At 75.6% G+C, this 17071-nt stretch carries 16 protein-coding genes; 4 read left to right on the top strand and 12 right to left on the bottom strand.

Features of this window, described 5'->3' with window-relative positions:
• Positions 1 to 90: 90 nt before the first annotated feature.
• Positions 91 to 345 (bottom strand): hypothetical protein, encoded by a 255-nt coding sequence (locus tag ACFU7Z_RS07670; RefSeq protein ID WP_380776885.1) that lies wholly within the window; start codon positions 343 to 345, stop codon positions 91 to 93.
• 257 nt (positions 346 to 602) lie between these two features.
• Positions 603 to 1208, bottom strand: a complete 606-nt coding sequence (locus ACFU7Z_RS07665) for a TetR family transcriptional regulator (protein WP_380776884.1) — start codon at positions 1206 to 1208, stop codon at positions 603 to 605.
• 241 nt (positions 1209 to 1449) lie between these two features.
• Between ACFU7Z_RS07665 and ACFU7Z_RS07660 the strand changes: the two genes are divergently transcribed.
• Both ACFU7Z_RS07660 and ACFU7Z_RS07655 read left to right on the top strand, forming a co-directional pair.
• On the top strand, positions 1450 to 2610 hold the full coding sequence (locus tag ACFU7Z_RS07660) for an MFS transporter (RefSeq protein WP_380776888.1): 1161 nt from the start codon (positions 1450 to 1452) through the stop codon (positions 2608 to 2610).
• A gap of 105 nt (positions 2611 to 2715) precedes the next feature.
• The gene (locus tag ACFU7Z_RS07655; protein WP_380776883.1) at positions 2716 to 3105 is read left to right on the top strand and encodes a nuclear transport factor 2 family protein; all 390 of its coding nucleotides are present in this window, start codon (positions 2716 to 2718) and stop codon (positions 3103 to 3105) included.
• A gap of 489 nt (positions 3106 to 3594) precedes the next feature.
• Here the strand turns inward: ACFU7Z_RS07655 and ACFU7Z_RS07650 are convergent, their stop codons facing one another.
• From ACFU7Z_RS07650 to ACFU7Z_RS07630, 5 genes are all read right to left on the bottom strand, one after another.
• Positions 3595 to 4614, bottom strand: a complete 1020-nt coding sequence (locus ACFU7Z_RS07650) for a phosphotransferase (protein ID WP_380776881.1) — start codon at positions 4612 to 4614, stop codon at positions 3595 to 3597.
• Positions 4615 to 4648: 34 nt separating this feature from the next.
• Positions 4649 to 5098, bottom strand: a complete 450-nt coding sequence (locus ACFU7Z_RS07645; RefSeq protein ID WP_380738236.1) for a nuclear transport factor 2 family protein — start codon at positions 5096 to 5098, stop codon at positions 4649 to 4651.
• 146 nt (positions 5099 to 5244) lie between these two features.
• Positions 5245 to 6012, bottom strand: a complete 768-nt coding sequence (locus ACFU7Z_RS07640) for an HAD hydrolase family protein (protein WP_380776879.1) — start codon at positions 6010 to 6012, stop codon at positions 5245 to 5247.
• Between the two features lie 78 nt (positions 6013 to 6090).
• Positions 6091 to 6663, bottom strand: a complete 573-nt coding sequence (locus tag ACFU7Z_RS07635) for a hypothetical protein (protein ID WP_380776877.1) — start codon at positions 6661 to 6663, stop codon at positions 6091 to 6093.
• 95 nt (positions 6664 to 6758) lie between these two features.
• The gene (locus ACFU7Z_RS07630; RefSeq protein ID WP_380776876.1) at positions 6759 to 7298 is read right to left on the bottom strand and encodes a CGNR zinc finger domain-containing protein; all 540 of its coding nucleotides are present in this window, start codon (positions 7296 to 7298) and stop codon (positions 6759 to 6761) included.
• Positions 7299 to 7450: 152 nt separating this feature from the next.
• Between ACFU7Z_RS07630 and ACFU7Z_RS07625 the strand changes: the two genes are divergently transcribed.
• Positions 7451 to 8692 (top strand): MFS transporter, encoded by a 1242-nt coding sequence (locus ACFU7Z_RS07625; RefSeq protein ID WP_380776874.1) that lies wholly within the window; start codon positions 7451 to 7453, stop codon positions 8690 to 8692.
• Between the two features lie 9 nt (positions 8693 to 8701).
• The gene (locus tag ACFU7Z_RS07620) at positions 8702 to 9667 is read left to right on the top strand and encodes a DUF2510 domain-containing protein (protein ID WP_380776873.1); all 966 of its coding nucleotides are present in this window, start codon (positions 8702 to 8704) and stop codon (positions 9665 to 9667) included.
• 123 nt (positions 9668 to 9790) lie between these two features.
• Here ACFU7Z_RS07620 and ACFU7Z_RS07615 read toward each other — a convergent pair whose 3' ends face one another.
• From ACFU7Z_RS07615 to ACFU7Z_RS07595, 5 genes are all read right to left on the bottom strand, one after another.
• Positions 9791 to 10279: a hypothetical protein gene (locus ACFU7Z_RS07615; RefSeq protein ID WP_380776872.1), complete on the bottom strand. Its 489-nt coding sequence runs from the start codon at positions 10277 to 10279 to the stop codon at positions 9791 to 9793.
• Positions 10276 to 10821 (bottom strand): hypothetical protein, encoded by a 546-nt coding sequence (locus ACFU7Z_RS07610; RefSeq protein ID WP_380776870.1) that lies wholly within the window; start codon positions 10819 to 10821, stop codon positions 10276 to 10278. The genes ACFU7Z_RS07615 and ACFU7Z_RS07610 overlap by 4 nt, the downstream gene beginning before the upstream one ends.
• A 136-nt stretch (positions 10822 to 10957) precedes the next feature.
• A complete protein-coding gene (locus tag ACFU7Z_RS07605; protein WP_380776869.1) occupies positions 10958 to 12520 on the bottom strand; it encodes a hypothetical protein in 1563 nt (520 codons plus the stop codon).
• A 79-nt stretch (positions 12521 to 12599) separates the two neighbouring features.
• Entirely contained in the window at positions 12600 to 13415 is an 816-nt protein-coding gene (locus ACFU7Z_RS07600) for a leucyl/phenylalanyl-tRNA--protein transferase (protein ID WP_380776868.1), read from the bottom strand.
• Complete coding sequence (locus tag ACFU7Z_RS07595; protein WP_380776867.1) at positions 13412 to 16846, bottom strand: amino acid adenylation domain-containing protein; 3435 nt, start codon at positions 16844 to 16846, stop codon at positions 13412 to 13414. The genes ACFU7Z_RS07600 and ACFU7Z_RS07595 overlap by 4 nt, the downstream gene beginning before the upstream one ends.
• Positions 16847 to 17071 lie beyond the last annotated feature (225 nt).

Here is a 17071-nt window from a genome sequence, read left to right as displayed (position 1 = left end):
GTTCCGTACGGAGCACCGCCCCGGCCCCTTTCCGTCGCGCGGCCGGCGGGCCGGCCCCAGTTGACGGAGTGCCTCAGTTGACGACGTACCTCAGTTGACGAAGTAGCTGAACCCGACCGTCGCCGCGGTCATCCCGGCTGCCACCTCCCGCGTCACCGTCCCCTGACAGTTCGGCGCGGAATACACGTCGACCGTCACGTTCGTGAGGTTCTCGACGACCACCGGCGACACGGTCGGGTAGCACCCCCGCGCCGGATTCTGGTGCGTCACACCGTTCACCACCAGAACCCCCGTAGCCGCCTGTGCGGGCACGGCGAGTGCGAGCACTCCGGCGGCGGCCAGCATCCCGACCGCGGCAATCCGACGACGCATGACTGTTCTCCCTTCCGAGGGCGCACATCGGTTACGGCACCCTTCCGGGCCATGAATTCCCCCACCGCCCTGTCCATGTCAGAAATCCCGCCGCAAATCCCCCGAACCGAGGACAATGCCTGGCGCGGCATTCGCCCGCGGTCCGCCGGGAGTGGAAAGTCGGACCCGCCGACTTTCCGCGTCCTTCCACGCTCTTCCGCAAAGGACGGGACGACCGCATGGCGGGGGGGTTACAGCTGCTCGGGGAGCCCGCTTCCGGCGGTCGGCAGCGCCCGGACGGCGTCGGCGATCTCGGCGCGCAGCCCGTCGAGGGTGTGGTCGGGGCCGAGGATCATGCGGCGGAGCTGGGGCATGGCGAGGCTCCAGCCGACCATGCCGAGCATGAGGAACAGCCGCGCGCGGGCGTCGTCGCCGTCACCGCCGCTGTCGCCGTCGTCGCCGCTGCCCGCGGGCCGCGCCGCCCGGATCTTGTCCTGGTAGTGGCGGGTCCGGTCCGCTTCCCCCGGAACGGGCTCGTCGCCGAGTTCGAGGGCCTCCCAGAGCAGCAGCCGCAGGGCCTCCGGGTGGTCGCGGTGGTAGTCGAAGAGCCGCTCGGCGTACGCCGCCAGGTCCTCGTCGCCGGGCGGGACGGCCTGGGCGAGGTCGGCCATGAGGCGCTCCAGGACGGCGGCGAAGAGCCTGTTCTTGTCGCCGAAGTAGTCGTAGATCGCCCGCTTGTTGGCCTGGGCCTGGGCGGCGATGCGGTCCACGCGGGCGCCGGCCACGCCGTACGCGGCGAATTCGGTGGCCGCCGCCGTGAGGATCCGCTCTTTGGTTGCCGTCGAGTCGTACGCCATGGGCCGATGGTAACGAACCGGTTCGTTTGACGATCCCGCGGCGGTCTGGCACGCTCACGGCGAGCATTCGAACCATCTAGTTCGTTCGGTTGGAGTCATGATGCCCCGGATCGATCCGGCTGTCCTGCCCGAGCCCGAGCCACCCACGGCCCTCGCGCCGCCCGGGCCCACACCGCCCGCGACGACGCCACCGGACCCCGTGCCCCGGCCCGCCGCCACGGGCCGGCGGCTGCCCCTGGTAATGGCGCTGGCCTGCGGCGTCAGCGTGGCCAACGTCTACTTCCCGCAGGCCCTCACCCCGCTCGTCGCCGACGGCCTCGGCATCGCACCGGGCACCGCGGCGAACCTCGCCACGGTCACCCAACTCGGCTACGCCGCAGGGATCTTCCTGCTGGTCCCGCTCGGCGACCGGCTCCCCCGCCGCCCGCTGATCACCGTGCTCCTGGTCGTGACGGCCTGCGCGCTGCTGGCCGCCGGGCTCGCCCCGGCCGCCGGCCCGCTGGTCGCGGCCGGCGCGGTCGTCGGCCTCGCCACGGTGGTCCCCCAGCTGCTCATCCCGCTGGCCGCCGGCCTGGTCGCACCCGACCGGCGCGGCGCCGTGATCGGCACCCTCCAGGGCGGCCTGATCGGCGGCATCCTGCTGGCCCGCACCTTCGGCGGCGTCCTCGGCGAACAGCTCGGCTGGCGCGCCCCCTACCTGGCCGCCGCCGCCCTCACCGCGCTGCTCGCCCTCGCCCTCGGCCTGGCCCTGCCCGCCACCCCGCCCGCCGTCCGCGACCGGTACCCGGCCCTGCTCGCCGACACCGTCCGGCTGCTGCGCACCGAACCCGCCCTGCGCCGCTCCGCACTCGGACAGGCCGCACTCTTCGGCGGCTTCAGCGCCACCTGGACCGCGCTCGCCCTGCTGCTCACCGGCCCGCCCTACCGGCTCGGCGCCCAGGCCCTCGGCCTGCTGGCCCTGATCGGGGCGGCGAGCATGTTCTGCGCCCCGGCCGCCGGCCGCCGGGTCGACCGGCACGGCCCGGACCGGGTCAACGCCTGGTGCACCGGCGCCACCCTCGCCGCGGCCGCGGTACTCGCCGCCGGCGGCACCGGCGGCGCGACGGGCCTCGTCGCGCTGGCCGCCGGCCTCCTGCTGCTGGACCTGGCCGTGCAGTGCGGCCAGGTCGCCAACCAGGCCCGGATCTTCGCACTGCGCCCGGAGGCCCGCAGCCGGCTCAACACCGCCTACATGACCTGCTCGTTCCTCGGCGGCAGCGCCGGCTCCTGGCTCGGCATCCGCCTCCACGCCCAGCTCGGCTGGCCGGGGGTGTGCGGCCTCGTCGCGCTCACCGCGGCCGCCGCCCTGGCCGCCCTGCGGACCGGGGTCAGGGCCGGGGTCAGGGCCGGGGCCGGTCGCTGAGCCGCTTCCAACCGCTTCCACCAGACCACCACGTCACCACGTCACCGCATCACCGCATCACCGCATCACCGCATCACCGCATCACCGCATCCCGAAGGAGTTCCCATGACGTTCCCGGCCATGCCGCCCGCCGTCCTCCAGTTCTTCCGCGCCTCCCAGGAGGGCGACGCCGCCGCCTGGGCGGGGTCCTTCGCCGAGGACGGCGTCTTCCACGACCCGGTCGGCGCGCCGCCGATCACCGGCCGCCCCGCGATCCACGCCTTCATCTCCTCCGTCCTGCCCGGCTTCCGCCCCTTCCTCGGGCTGACGCCGCTGGAGGCGCACACCGTCGGCAGTCACGTCGCCGTCTCCTGGCGGGGCGCGGCCGTGGCCCTGGACGGCAAACCGGTCAACTGGTCCGGCATCAACGTCTACGAGCTGGACGACACCGGCCTCATCCGCGAGGCCCGGGCGTACTTCAACAGCGCCGTCTTCCAGGCCCAGCTCACCGGCTGACCGGCCGGGACGGACCTGATCGTGGCCGGCCCGCGATCAGGTCCGCCCCGGGAGGCCGTCCAGCCGGCCTCGCGCCGCCGGATCCGCTTCGGCCGCGCCCACGTACAGGGCATGTTCCCGGGTCTGCCCCACCGGCCCGCCTCCCACGACACTCCCGGCGCTCGGCACCGGCCGGACGAGCCGGCTACAGCCGCTCGCGCTCGCGCTGGTTCCGGGACTTGAAGCCGCACCTGGTCTGCGGCCCGGCCGGCTGGCCTGCCTGCGACCGTCCTACCGCAGCCTCACGCCATGGCCCGGCAAGCATTCCCTGAAGTCCTGATCGAGTCCGTCAAGCGCCGACTCGGCCCCGAACAGCACAGCGGCCGCACTGTCGCCCGCCCACTGATCGCCTACGACCACTGCCCGACACCGGACCTACTCGTCCAGGCCCGCCTCGGCGAGAGCGGTCCGGGGGTCTGCCGTCCACGGGTTCGTCCGCCCCACCCGGCCTCAGTCGCCGAGCAGGCGCAGGGCCTGGCGCAGGTTGTGCTCGGCGATGGCGGCCATCGCCTCGCGGGCCGGGAAGGGCCCGTCGAGCAGGCGCAGCGGTCCCGCCGTCAGCGAGAGGCGCTGGGCCAGTGCGTAGAGGGCGAGCCGGTCCTCGTCGAGGCCGTCCGCCGCCAGCGGCCGGTAGTCGGCCCGGGGCAGGCGGATCCGCAGGAAGACGTGCTCCCACTCGACGTCGAAGTACATCGTGCCCTCGATGTCGATCAGCACCGGGCGGCCGTCCGCGTCCACCAGTACATGGTCGGGCCCGAGTTCGCCGTGCACCACCGGGTACTCGGCGCGCGGGCGCACCGCCGCTGCCAGGGCCCGCAGCCGGTCCGCGCACCGGTCCCGGGCTTCCGAGATCCGGGGGTCGCGCGCGGCCGCCTCGGCGAGGTCGCGCAGCGCGCGGTCCAGCACGACGCCCTCGCACGACGGCCCGTGCGACGCTCCTCCCCCGTCGACCACCGCCACCTTCCCGTAGCGGGGCGCCCGGTGGCCGCGCATGGCGCCCAGTGCCTCGCCGAGCCGGGCCAGGACCGGGGCGGCGGCGCGCGGGTCGCGGGCGAGCAGCTTCTCCAGGCTCTCGCCGGGGACGTCCTCGACGATCGCGAGGTCGGCCGGGTCGTCGGCCGCGGGAGCAGCCGTGCCCGGGGCACCCCCGCCGTCCCGGTCCGTGGCGCGCTCAACGAACCGGAGCGCCGGGACCCGGACGCCGAGCGCGTCCAGCCGCGCGTGCGCGGCCTCGAACAGGTCGAGTCCGAGGCCGGGCGAGAACGGGTCGGCGAGGTCGTCGTCGCCCTCGGCCGCCGGCCAGTAGTTCTCGGTCCGGTCCCAGCGGTAGGCGATCGCCGTCGTCCCGTCGTCCATCCGCAGGCGGTAGACGCCCTTCTTGCTGCCGCCCGCCAGCCGCTCGACCGCTTCCAGCCGCCGCCCGCCGCCCAGCGCGGCCCGCGCCGCACCCGCCAACCGTTCCCGCACCACTGCCCCGCCCCTCGTCGTCCCGGTCGGCGGCACCCTACCGCCGCAGGTGGCGGCTCACGTCGCCGACCAGGGTGATCCGCACCCGCCGCTCGGCGAACCGCCACCGCCCGTCCTCCCCGCGCGCGAAGCGGTCGTGGTACCGGCCCCCGGCGATGGCCTGCAGCGGAAGCCCGGGCAGTGCCTGCAGCACGGTGACGTAGGAGCGGGCGACCGCCGTCCCCGCCGGCTCGTCGACCTCGACCGCCACGTTGGTGGTGACGTGCTGGGTCCGCGGTGTCCCGTCGGCGTGGATGATCACCGTCTCCCGGAACATCGCCTCGATCGCCTCGCCGCCGCGCACCGGCGCGCCGCTGCCGACGAAGACGGCGTCGGCGAGCAGGGCGCCGAGCCCCGCGAAGTCGCCGTCGTCCACGAGTTCGGCGTAGCGCGCGATCAGGTTCTCGATCGCCCGGTGGCTCGGCACCGGATCGACGGGCGCGGACATGGTCTCCCCCGGGGCCGGACGGCGGTCATCTCCCCTGATGTTCCCACGCCTTGATCGGGCGTCGGGTCCCGATGGGGCACGGCGGCGGCGACCACGGGAAGCACCCGGCAGCTCGCCGTGCCCGCGTGGCGAGCGGCGTCCGGCGACTACCGGACGGATGCCTCGGCCAGGCGGGAGATCTCAGCGGCGACGGCCTCCGGTTCGGCGGCGACGGTGACGCGGGCGACGCCGTCCAGGCCCGGGTGGCCGCCGACCCGGACGGAGTGCCGCGCGTTGCGCAGCAGGTCGAGGTCGTTGATGTCGTTGCCGAAGGCGTTGTAGGCGTCGATCCCCAGCGAGGTCAGCGCCTCCCACTTGTTGGTGGTGCCCGGGGCGAAGTCGATGATCGCCTCGTCGAGGTGGTGGTTGACGGTCATCCCGAGCGCGCGGCCGGCCTCGGCGAGGGCCGCCAGGTCGGTCGCGTCGACGACCAGGAACTTGACGACGGCGGGGAGTTCGGCGAGCTCGACCCGGCGGGCGAGGCCGCCCTGGTCGACCCGGCCGCGGATCGGGTGGTCGGCCGGTCCGGCGTAGGCGTAGTCCCACGGGCCGTCGGCGAGGTAGCCGGCCCGGAAGCGTTCGACCTCGGCCAGCAGCCGCCCGAGTTCACCGGCCTCGAACACGGCCCGCGCCCGCACCTGCCCGTCGACGGAGACCAGGCTGCCGTTCCCGCCGATCAGCGTGGCGGTGGGGAAGGCCCCGTCGAGGACGGGCAGGAGGTCGCGGACCGGCCGGGCGGAGGCAAAGACCAGCTGGTGGCCCGCCCGCTCGCAGGCGTCGAGGGCGGCGAGGATCCGGCTGTCGATCGTCCGCCCGTCGAAGCAGAGCGTGCCGTCGATGTCGAAGACCGTGGTGCGGGCGCTGGAGGAGATCATAAGACGATGCTATCCAGCCGGTGCCGTACACGATCCACCACCGGTCCCGCCCGGAAACGCCCCCCACGAGCCGGGCCCCTACTGGTAGTCGTCCATCAGCTCGCGGTCCACCGTCATGGCGGCCCGGTCCAGGGCCGGCAGGCCCAGGTGCTCGCAGATCAGCGCGGTGAGCCGCTGCTCGTGGTCCGGGCTCTCGGCGAACTCGCCCCCGATGCCCAGCCCGGCCGCCGTGACGAGGGGGGCCAGCGCGTTGGGCCAGCGCTCCCCGACGTGCTCGGCGCCCTCGTAGTCGACGCACGAGGAGATCCGGCCGTCCCGGTAGTGATACGCCTTGGGGCCGTGGGCCTTGACGATGCAGGGGTTGGGCACGAACACCACCAGTTCGGCGCCCTCGGGGCAGAGCCCGCGGTAGTCGATGTCGTCGTAGTCGTTGCGGGACGGGTTGAGCATGGGGTGCACGATCACGCCCCACTCACCGGGCGCCGGCTCCTCGCCCCGGGCGAAGGGCGGACGGTGCCGCGCGGTCAGCCCGTCGGCCACGGCGGCCCGGGTGGTTCCCCGGAAGTACACCAGGACGGTCTCGTCCTCTCCGTAGCCCTGTTCTTCCAGCCAGTCGATGGGGCCCCGGTGGATCCAGTCGTAGTCGGTCATGATCGACACCGTAGCCCTCGGCACCGACACGGCCGCCGGGGCAGTCGGAACAGGAAGTCGGCCGGGCCGACTTCCTGCTCCCGAGGCCGGGACGGTCACGCGCGGGCCGGCCCGTTCGCCGGCCGCGCCGCGCGACGGTGCCGGCGGACGGCGTCGCGATTGGCACAGCGCTGGGTGCAGTAGCGCTTGCGGCCGGTCCGGGTGGTGTCGGCGAAGACGGTGGCGCACTCGGCGACGGCGCACCGGCCGAGCCGGTGCATGCCGCGGCCCACCAGGTGGAAGGCGGTGCCGACGGCGATGAGGGTGGACAGCACGGCGCCGAACGACTGGTGGTCGTCGCGGTAGTGGAGGTGCCAGCCGCCCGTGTGGTCGGTCAGCCGGGGGTGGGCGGCGTCGGCGGCGAGCATCCGGTTGAGCCGCTCGGCCCGTTCGCGTTCGTCGGCCGCGTCGACCACCGACTCCCAGGTGTCCAGCAGGGCCAGGATGCGCGCCAGGTCCGCCGGCCGGACCGGCCCGTCGACCACCAGCCCGGCCGCGCGGCAGCGGTCCGCCAGTTCCTCGGCGGTCCCGGGGCGCCGGTTGGCCAGGGCCGCGGCCAGGTGCACGGCGCTCTCGCCGTAAGGGTTGAGGTGCATAAGACCATGACAGCAGGCTGCTGGGCATGCGTCAGCACACCGACACCGGAAAGCCTTCTGCTCCGACGACTTCCACCTCACCGACTTCCGATCCGACGACTTCCGCACCGGCGGCTCCCGGGGACACCGCCCGCCCGCTCCGGTACCGCTGGGTGGTCCTGGCCGTCGCCACCGTCACCCAGGCCGCCTCCGGCTTCTTCGTGCAGGGCATCGGGGCGATGGCCGTCCCCCTGCAGCACGCGCTGGACCTCAGCACCAGCCAACTCGGCCTGCTCCTGTCGGCCTCCCAACTGGTGCCGCTGGTCGGCCTGTTGGTGGCCGGCGAGCTGCTGGACCGGTACAACGAGCGCTGGGTCGTCGGCCTCGGCGCCGCCGTGGTCGCCGCGGCCCTGCTCCTCGGCAGCCTGGCGCAGGGGTACGCCTCCCTGCTGGCCGTCCTGCTGGTCGTCGGCGCCGGGTACAGCACCGTGCAGCCCGGCGGCAGCAAGTCGGTGGCCTCCTGGTTCGACCCGGCCCAGCGGGGGCTGGCCATGGGCGTCCGCCAGGCCGGACTGCCGCTGGGCGGGGCGCTCGCCGCCGCCGTACTGCCGCTGGTGGCCGTGGCGTACGGGTGGCGGGCGGCACTGGTGGTCGGCGGGCTGGTCGCGCTCCTGGGCGCCGGGCTCTTCGCGGCCCTCTACCGGCGCCCGCCGACCGCCCCGCCGGTACGCCCCGCTCCCGCCCCGGCTCGCGGGCTTACCCCGGGCCCCGTGGCACCGACGGCCTCCGTCCGCTCCCGGCTGCGGATCCTCCGCGAACCGGCCATGGCCAGGCTCCTGTTCTCCGGCCTGGCCCTGGTCTCGGTGCACAGCGGCATCGGCGTGCTCGGCGCCCTGTACCTCCACGACGTGACGGCCCTCGGCCCCGGCGCCGGCGCCGCCGTCCTGGTGGCGGTCCAGGTCGCGGGGGCGGTCGGCCGGATCGCACTGGCGGCCTGGAGCGACCGGAGCCGCGCCGGGCGGTACCGGCCCGTCCTGGTCTGCCTGGCCGCGGTGGTGGCCGGGCTGGTGGTCCTGACGACGCCGGCGGGCCGGTCCCCCGCCGCGGCCGCCGTCCTGTTCACCTGGCTCGGCTTCTTCGGGATCGGCTGGTACGGCCCCTGGGTGGCCCACCTGGCGGAGTCGGCGCCACCGGGCCGGACCGGCTTCGCCCTCGGCCTGGTCATGGCGGTCAACCAGGTGGCCGTCGTCGTGGTCCCGCCCGCCCTCGGGCTGCTCCGCGACACCACCCACGGCTTCACCGCCGCCTGGGCGGCCCTCGCCGCGACCACGGCCGTGACCCTCGCGGCCACCGCCCGCCGGGGTGCCGGCGGGCGCGGCACCCCTCCCCGGCCCGGGCGGCACACCGCCGGGTAGCGTACGGCCGTGAGCAACGAGACGCCTCCCGGGTGGTACCCGGTCCCCGGCCCGGACGGCGCCCCGGGCCACGAGCGCTGGTGGGACGGCAACGCCTGGACCGGCGACGTCCGGCCGACCCAGGGCGCCTACGGCTACCCGGGCCAGGAGGCGTACCCGGCGCAGCAGGCGCACCCGGCCTACCCGGTTCACCCGTCCCAGCAGGCCTACCCCGGCGCGGGCTACGGACAGCCCGGCCCCGGCTACCCGCCCCCGGCCCCGACTCCCAAGCGGGTCAAGCCCGGCGTGCTCATCAGCATCGCGGTCGGCGTCCTGGCGATCGGCGGCAGCGTCGCCGGGATCGCGCTCAGCCACGGCGGCGGCCCGGCGGCGGACCCGACCACCGACCCCACCGTCCCCGTCACCAGTAGCACCGGCCCGACGACCAGCCCCACCCCCGCCCCGAAGCCGTCCACGCCCAAGCCCGCCCCGGTCCTCCGGAGCACCGTCGCGGACAAGCAGCACTCGATCACCCTGCCGGTGTTCGAGGGCTGGGAGGTCTCCGCGACCGACACCCCGCAGTGGTCGGTCTACCTCGGCAGCGGCCGCTACACCTGCGCGAACGGCAAGGCCTGCATCCGCGGCCGGTTCTCGGTGGAGAAGAACACCGTCCAGGGCGACACCCCCAAGGCCGCCGCCGACGCCGCCATGCCGACGGTCGCCAAGCAGATCTTCAGCGGGATGGCCTCGCAGACCGACTACGGCTCGGGCACCATCACCGTGGCCGGCGTGGCCGGGTACGCGACCCGCTGGCACATCACCAACACCGACGGCACCCAGGGCTTCGTCCTGCTGGCCGCCCTCCCCGCCAAGGGCGGCGGCTACGTGGTCTTCGACGGCGGCGTGGACGAGGACCCGGCCGCCCCGGACGTCTCGGTGCTCGACCAGATCCTCCTGGGCATCAAGAAGGACGACACCCCGACCAGCGGCACCTGACGCACCGCTCCGGGACGCCGCCGGCCGCCCGGTTCCACGGCGGCGGGGCGCTCCGGGAGCCACGACACGCCCCCACCACGGCGGACGCCACAGGACCAACCCGACGCGGGCACCCGCCCCCGGCTACGCCGGTTGGTCGCCCGGGAGTTGGTCCGGCAGCGAGGGCGGCGGGAGGGGACGCGGGCGGGCGGTGGGGCGGTCGCTGCGGCGCAGGACGAAGACCACCGGCAGGGCGATCAGGCTGGGCCCGGCGAGCAGGCCAGCCAGCCACTGGCGGCCGTCGAGGCCGACGAGCACCGAGCCGACGAGCATCCCGGCGGCGAGCACGAAGCCGGCCACCAGGCCGCCGACGTAGAGCTGGTGGGCGCGCTGGTCGCGGCGTTCCCGGGCCGCGATCCGGGCGCGCTCGGTCGCGTGCTCCTCCTTGAGGCGGACCGTTTCGAGGGACGCCCGGTGGCGTTCCCTTGCCGTCTCCCGGGTGTGCTCGCGCTGGAGTTCCAGTTCGAGGTGCTCCAGGGCCACCCGCAGGTGCTCGGGCGGGAGTTGGGCCCACTGGGTGGCGATCTCCAGGGCCGTCGGGCGGCGGACGCGGCCTTCCTCGGGGGTGGTCACCGGTCGTCACCTCGGGGTGCGGGGGCGGACTGGTCGGGGCCGTGGGCGGAGCCCGGCGGCGGGCCGAGGCGGAGGAACAGCCGCTCCAGGCCCGTGGCGACGGTCTCGGCGGCCGCCGGGGTCAGCGGGTCCTGGGCGTACTCGTGCAGGGGACGGTACCGGGAGGCGGCACCGCTCCCGACGATCACCAGGTCGTCGTCCCGCTCGGTGGAGTCGATCCGATCCGGGAGGACGGCGCTTCCGGCGACCGGGCCCTTGACGACCGGCGGGCCGGCCGGGTCCCCCATCTCCCAGACCACCGAACTCTCCGGCAGCGGGGCCGCCCGGCCGGGCGCCGGCCCGGCCGCGGAGCGGGGGGCGCCCCACGCGGCGACATCCCCTCCCCGCCCGGCCCCGCTCCCCCGCCGCCGCGGCCACAGGACCGCCAGCAGCACCAGCACGGCCGGCCCCGCCGGTACGGCCGCCCACCAGCCGATCCCGGTGGCGGCGTACAGCGTCAGCGACACCGCCCACACCAGGGCGACCGAAACGCCGTAGGCCACCTGTCTGTTCCGCATCCCGCCCCCGCACCCCCTCCGACCGGTTCGAACTCAGGCCCGCGCTTCGACCCGAGCCTACCCACGACGAGGGCCCCTCGACCGGACAACCCGGCCGAGGGGAGCACGAAGTGACGTCGGATCAGCTGTGCTGCGGCGCGGGCAGTGTCGCCGATCCCCCGAGCAGCGGCCACTCCCGGTGGAAGGGCGGCAGCGGCAGCTTGCCCTCGATGATCGGGGTGCCGAAGACCTTCAGGTGGGCGAGCAGCGAGCCGTTCAGGTCGACGCCGCCGACCAGCGACCAACTGCCCTGCACCTGAGGCGGGTTGCCGGAGGAGTCGGCGACCAGCGAGCCCTCGGCCTGGGCGCGCAGGTAGGGGGCGACGGTGGCTTCCACGCCGACGGTGTCGTACAGGCCGAGGCTGATCTCGGCGCCGAGCGCGGCCCGCACGCCCGCCTTGCCGTTGAGCCGCACGTGTACCGGGGTGACCTTGGTGTCGGCGTTGGTGACCGGGGTCCAGCCCTTGCCGCCGGTGTAGTCGGCGCGGACCGCCCAGGTGCCGGTGGCGTCCTGCTCCGCCTCCAGGTGGACCTGGCCGTCGGCGCTGACCTCCAGGTAGCAGGTGAGGCCGAGGTTGACGACCACCGGCAGGCCGGCGACCGTCAGCACCGGGCTGGCCTGCAGCTTGGCGAAGGGCACCCGGATGGGCGCCGCGCCGGTGCTGCGGGCGGCGTCGCCGGTGACCTTCCACTGCGCGTGGGCGCCGAGGTCGAAGCCGATCGAGGCGGTGCGCGGACTGCCGGCCGCGGCACCGTGGTAGGCGAAGTGGACGGCCGGGTGGAGCTGGAGCGAGCCGGAGGCGTCGAGGCTGGCGCCGTCGGGCAGCGGGACGGGGGCCTTGAGGTTCACCTCCAGGGTGCCGGAGGCGTCGGCCTGGACGCCGTTGCCGGTCAGGCCGGCGGTGGCCTTGAGGTCCTTGACCAGCGGGGTCACCGTGATGCCGTGCGGGTCGACGGGGACGTTGCCGTCGGCCTCGGTGCCGCCGAGGAGTTCGGCCAGGGTGGCCGGGCGGGTGGTCAGGGCGAGTGTGTTGCCCGCGCCGGGGCGGACGCCGGTGACGGCGACCAGTGCGCCCTGCGGTGCGGCGGCGGTGGGCGGGCTGGCGATCAGCTGCCCGGGCTGGACGGCGGCGGTGGCCGCGCTGGGGGCGGCACTGGGAGCGGCGCTCGGTACGGCGCTGGAAGAAGCGCCAGGAGCGGTGCCGGGGGCGGCAGTTGGCGAGGTCGGGGCCGTGGCGCCCGGCCCCGTCGCCGACAGCACCGCCGTCCCGCCCGCCGGGTCGTACGCCGTCAGCTGGAGGTTCTTCGTCGCCGCCGTGACGGCGCCACCGTCCTTGCCGGGGCTGCCGATCGCGGCCTGCTGGTCGCCGGCGGGCGCGGCGGTGACGGGCGCCTTGCCCGGGGTCGGACGGCCGGTGGCGGGGCCGGCCGCTCTGGCGTGCGGGGTGGTACCGGCGGGCCGGGCGGCGGCCGGGCTGCCCCCGGCGGCGGTCGCGGCCGGGTCGGCGACGGTGGCGGCGGCCGGTTCGGCACCGGCCTGGGTGGTGCCGGGGTCGGTCGGCCCGCACGCGGTGGCCCCGGCGAGGATGAGGGTGAGGGTGAGGACGGCGGGGCCGGAGGCCCTGCCTATGGAACTTTTGAACACGCGGCGTCATGTTACTGACGAGGAATAAGTTTGTCGAAGACAGGCCAAAAAAGCCAGCCCGATCAGGTTTAACCGCAGGTCAGCGGAGGCGTGCCGATTCTCCCAGCCGCGCCACCGGCAGCGGCGCCCCGTCCGGGACCACAGCGGAATCCCCACTCCCGTCCGACAGCTCCGCGAGGTACCGCGAGCGCGCCATCGGCTCGGCCCCGAGGCTCCGCACGTGCGGCCCGTCCCACTGGGCGTCGAGCAGCCGCCCGCCCGCCGCACCGAACCGCGCCCCGAGGTCGGCGACGGCGACCCGGGCGGCGTCCGGGCGGCGGTGGAACATCGAGTCCAGACTCAGCACCGGCCCGACCGCGATCCCGAACACCCCGCCGATCAGCTCCTCCCCCTCCCACACCTCCCCGCTGTGCGCCGCCCCCAGCTCGTGCAGCCGCACCAGAACCTCCGCCAACTCATCGGTGAGCCAGACCGGTTGACGGCCCTCGGTGCACGCCGCCAGCACCCGCCCGAAGGCCCGGTCCGCGCTCGTCCACCACGTGGACCGGTTGCGCAGCCGCCGCACCAGCCGGCTCCCGAGCCGGACGCCGCCGGGCGCGATCACCGGCCGGGGGTCGGGCGACCACCAGGCCAGCGCGTACGGGTCCGCCCCGCCGGGCAGCAGCGCCACCTCGCCCGCCTCGACGGCGTCCCCGTACACCGCCTCGTTGTACGCGCTCGCGTAGACGTCCGCCGCCGGCAGCGGGAACAACCCGCGCCGGTACGCCGCCAGCAGCCCGCCGGGGCCGAGCGCGCCGAGCGACCCGCCGAAGGCCACCGGGCCGTCGCCGGGCCCGCGCCGCACGTCCAGCGCGCCGAGCACATCCAGTGCTTCGAGCGCCTCGGAGGGGCTCACGGCGACGCCGCCCGTAGAAAGCCCTCCCGCTCCAGCCCCGCCAGGTAGTGGTCGATCAACCCCGCCTCCACCGGCGGCAGTTCGATCCCGCTCCCGGCCAGCGCCGCGTCCGCGTTCGCCCGCTCGAACAGCGGGAACGTCGGCCGGAAGTACATCTCGCTGACCGACAGCTCCGACCCCGGCGCGCGGTCCACGAACAGCGGGACGAACGGCGCGATCGGGTGCGTCGGGTTCCCGGCGGCGAACCGGACCAGCCGCCGCACCCAGTCCCCGTACGGCAGCGGGGCGATCCGGTGGCCGCGCGCCCGCAGCCGCTCGGCGAGGTCGGCGAGGGTGCCCGGGCGCGGGGAGGTGAGGTGGTAGACCTCGCCGGCGGCGGGTGCGTGGGCGGCGATGTGCGCGATGGCCCGGGCGAAGCGGTCGGCGGGGACGAAGTCGAGCAGCAGCCGCACGTCCGGATAGGTCCCGCTGTCGGCCACGTAGGCGATCAGCGCGCACAGTTCCGTGCCGGTGTTCATCGCCCCGGACGCGAGGTCCCCGGTGACGTCGTTGGTGCGCAGCACGGTGACGGGCAGCCCGGCGGCGGCCGCGTTGTGCAGCAGCTGTTCGGCGACCCACTTGCTCTCGACGTAGCCGACGCCGAGCCGTTCGGGGTGGGCGAGCGGGGTGCGCTCGGTGACCTTCGGGACGCCGGCCGCGCCGAAGCCGGCCAGCACGGCGAGGGTGGAGAGGTAGTGCACGGGGATGCCCCGGCTGTGCCCGGCGAGCCGGACGACCTCCCGGGTGCCGCCGACGTTGGCCGCACGCAACTGGTGGTACGGGTAGAGGAAGTTGACCTGTCCGCCGAGGTGGTGGATCGCGTCCAGGTGCCCGGCCAGCCAGTCGAATTGACGGCCCGTCAGGCCGAGCTTCGGTCGGGTGAGGTCCCCGACCAGCGGCACCACCCGCCGGTCGGCGAGGTCCTGCCGCAGGAAGCGCTGCCGCGCCGCCCGCAGCCGTTCCAGCGCGTGTTCCTCGTCGGGCGCGCGGACCAGGCAGTGGATGCGCGCCCGGGTGGTGGCGAGCAGCGCGTGCAGCAGGTGGGCGCCGCAGAAGCCGGTGGCGCCGGTGAGCAGGATCTCGGCGGGTTCGGCGCGGGAGGGCGCCGGGCTCCAGGACTGCCGGAGGTCCTCGGTGAGCCGGGCCTCCGCGAACCAGTCGACCGCGGCGTCCCGTACGGCCCCGGCGGGGGTGTCCGCGCGCGCCGCCGACAGCGCCGCCGCGAAGGCGCGCAGGACGGGCTCGCGCAGCAGCGCCCGGGTGAGCGTGCGCACCTGCCCGACGTCGATGCCGAGCAGGATCCGGGCCCGCGCCAGCATCTCCATCGCGAGCAGCGAGGTGCCGCCGAGCGCGAAGAAGTCGCCGTCCGGGCCGATGTGTTCGACGCCGAGCAGCTCCGCCCACAGCTGTCCGACGGCCGCCTCCAGCGCCCCGTCTCCGGCGGGGCCGGGTGCGGGAGCCGGCGAAGGGGTCGACGGGGGAACGGAAGCCGACGCCGGGGAGCGCACCGGCGCGTGCGGCAGCCGCCGCCGGTCGATCTTCCCCGCCGCCGTGAGCGGCATCGCCTCCAGCGGCACGAACTCGGCCGGCACCAGGTACTCCGGCAGCCGGTCGGCCAGGAACGCCCGGAGCCCCGGCGCCCCGACGGCCGTCCCGGTGGCGGGCGTGTAGTACGCGGTGAGCGTGCGGCTGCCGTCGGCCGCCTCGCCGTCGGCCGCGACCCGGGCCTGCCGGACGTCGGGGTGCGCGGCCAGGACGGCCTCGACCTCGGCCGGGTCCACCCGGTGCCCGCGCACCTTCACCTGATCGTCGAAGCGGCCGAGGATCTCCAGCTGCCCGTCCGCCCGCCACCGCCCGGCGTCGCCGGTGCGGTACATCCGCTCGCCGGGCAGCGGCGCGTACGGGTCGGGCAGGAAGGACTCGGCGGTGAGCCCGGCCTGCCGCCAGTAGCCCCGGGCCAGGCCGGGCCCGCCGAGGTGGATCTGCCCCTTCTCCCCGGGCCGGACGGGGCGCAGCCGGGCGTCCAGCACGTGCACCCGCACCCCGGGCAGCGGCCGTCCGATCGGCACGGGCGCGGCCGGGGTGCCGCCCGCCCCCGCGGAGCTTCCGCCGCCCCCGTCGAGCAGCTCCGCCGTGACCTCGCAGAGCGTCGAGGTGACGGCCGCCTCGGTGACCCCGTACGCGTTGAGCAGCCGGGCGCCCGGCAGCCGCTCCAGGCAGTGCCGGCTGTCGGCGGCGTGCACGGCGTCCCCGCCGACCACCACCAGGCGCAGCCCCTGGGGGCCGGGCCCGCCGGGCGGGAGCAGGTCGAGCAGGTGGTGCCAGTAGGCGGGGGTGAGGTCGGCGACGGCCAGGCCCAGCCCGGGCAGCCGGCCGGCCAGCTCGGTGGGCGCCCAGGTGCCGCCCGCGCCGCCGCCCCCGCCGAGCACCACCGTCGCGCCCGCGAGCAGCGCGCCGAACACCTGCTCCAGCGCGGTGTCGGAGCCCAGCGCGGCCAGTTGCAGGACGCGTTCGCCGGGGCGCAGCCGGTAGGCGTGGACGATCCGGTCGAGGGTGAACAGCAGTGCGCGGTGGGTGACGGGGACGCCCTTGGGGCGGCCGGTGGTGCCGGAGGTGTAGATCAGGTAGGCGAGGTCGTCGGGGACGGCGCCGTCGTCCCCGGCGAAGTACGCCCCGGAGTTCAGGGGCTCCCCGCCGTCCTCCGGCCCGGGCGCGGACACCCCGAGCACGGACACCCCGGGCGCCTCCGGGAACTCGTCACCGTCCGCGACCACCACCCGCGCCCCGCAGTCCTCGACCAGCCGGGCCAGCCGCCGCGGCGGGTGGGCCGGGTCCAGCGGCAGGAAGGCCCCGCCGGCCTTGAGCACGGCCAGCCAGGCGGTGACCAGGCCCGCCCCGCGCTCCAGGCAGACCGGCACCACCTGCTCCGGGCCGGTCCCGTGCGCCCGCAGCGCGGCGGCCAACCGGTCGCTGCGCAGGTCGAGTTCGCGGTAGCTCAGCGTGGCGTCCGCGGCGATGACGGCGACCGCGTCCGGGTCGTGCGCCGCCCGCGCGCGGAACAGCCCGTGCACCGTGTCCGCGAATCCGGCGACGGTGTGCGGGAATCCGGCCGACGGGTCCACCGATCCGGCCGTCCGGTCCGCGGATCCGCCCGTCGCCCGACGTACCGGGGCGCCGTCGGGGAAGCCCAGCCCGGCCGGGCGCCACTCGCGCTCCACCCAGTCCCGGCAGTCGGCCCGTCCGGCCGGCCCGTGGACCTGCTGCCAGCCGGCCGGGACGGTCAAGTCGCCCGGCCAGATCGCATACTGACCGTTGCCGTTGCGGACCACGGCGTGACGGCCGGAGCTCGCATCCGTTCGTACGCCCTGTGCGCTGTCTACTGCGTCGTCCACCGGCTTGACCTCGTGCTGTGGCGGCAGAATGCTGGGGAGTGCGACATTTCCGACTATACGCACTCCTGCCCCGTCGAGGACGTCCGGTCGCACCCCCCACCGGACGCCTCGCTGCTGCGCGAAAGCGCTCATCCGCCCCACCCGGACCGGCTCCAACGCCCGGCCCGTCCCGTCCTCACCCGAACTCCCCCGCCCGACCGGCGGGGTGATGTCGTGGAGGAGGTA

The sequence above is a fragment of the Kitasatospora sp. NPDC057518 genome (genome assembly GCF_042802075.1).
GTDB lineage: Bacteria > Actinomycetota > Actinomycetes > Streptomycetales > Streptomycetaceae > Kitasatospora.
This window is presented reverse-complemented; position numbering and strand designations above follow the sequence as displayed.

Coding starts and splice junctions, on each gene's coding strand:
- ACFU7Z_RS07665 (WP_380776884.1), bottom strand. CDS start 1,208: ATGGCGTACGACTCGACGGCAACCAAAGAGCGGATCCTCACGGCGGCG.
- ACFU7Z_RS07655 (WP_380776883.1), top strand. CDS start 2,716: ATGACGTTCCCGGCCATGCCGCCCGCCGTCCTCCAGTTCTTCCGCGCC.
- ACFU7Z_RS07635 (WP_380776877.1), bottom strand. CDS start 6,663: ATGACCGACTACGACTGGATCCACCGGGGCCCCATCGACTGGCTGGAA.
- ACFU7Z_RS07670 (WP_380776885.1), bottom strand. CDS start 345: ATGCTGGCCGCCGCCGGAGTGCTCGCACTCGCCGTGCCCGCACAGGCG.
- ACFU7Z_RS07630 (WP_380776876.1), bottom strand. CDS start 7,298: ATGCACCTCAACCCTTACGGCGAGAGCGCCGTGCACCTGGCCGCGGCC.
- ACFU7Z_RS07645 (WP_380738236.1), bottom strand. CDS start 5,098: ATGTCCGCGCCCGTCGATCCGGTGCCGAGCCACCGGGCGATCGAGAAC.
- ACFU7Z_RS07660 (WP_380776888.1), top strand. CDS start 1,450: ATGGCGCTGGCCTGCGGCGTCAGCGTGGCCAACGTCTACTTCCCGCAG.
- ACFU7Z_RS07640 (WP_380776879.1), bottom strand. CDS start 6,012: ATGATCTCCTCCAGCGCCCGCACCACGGTCTTCGACATCGACGGCACG.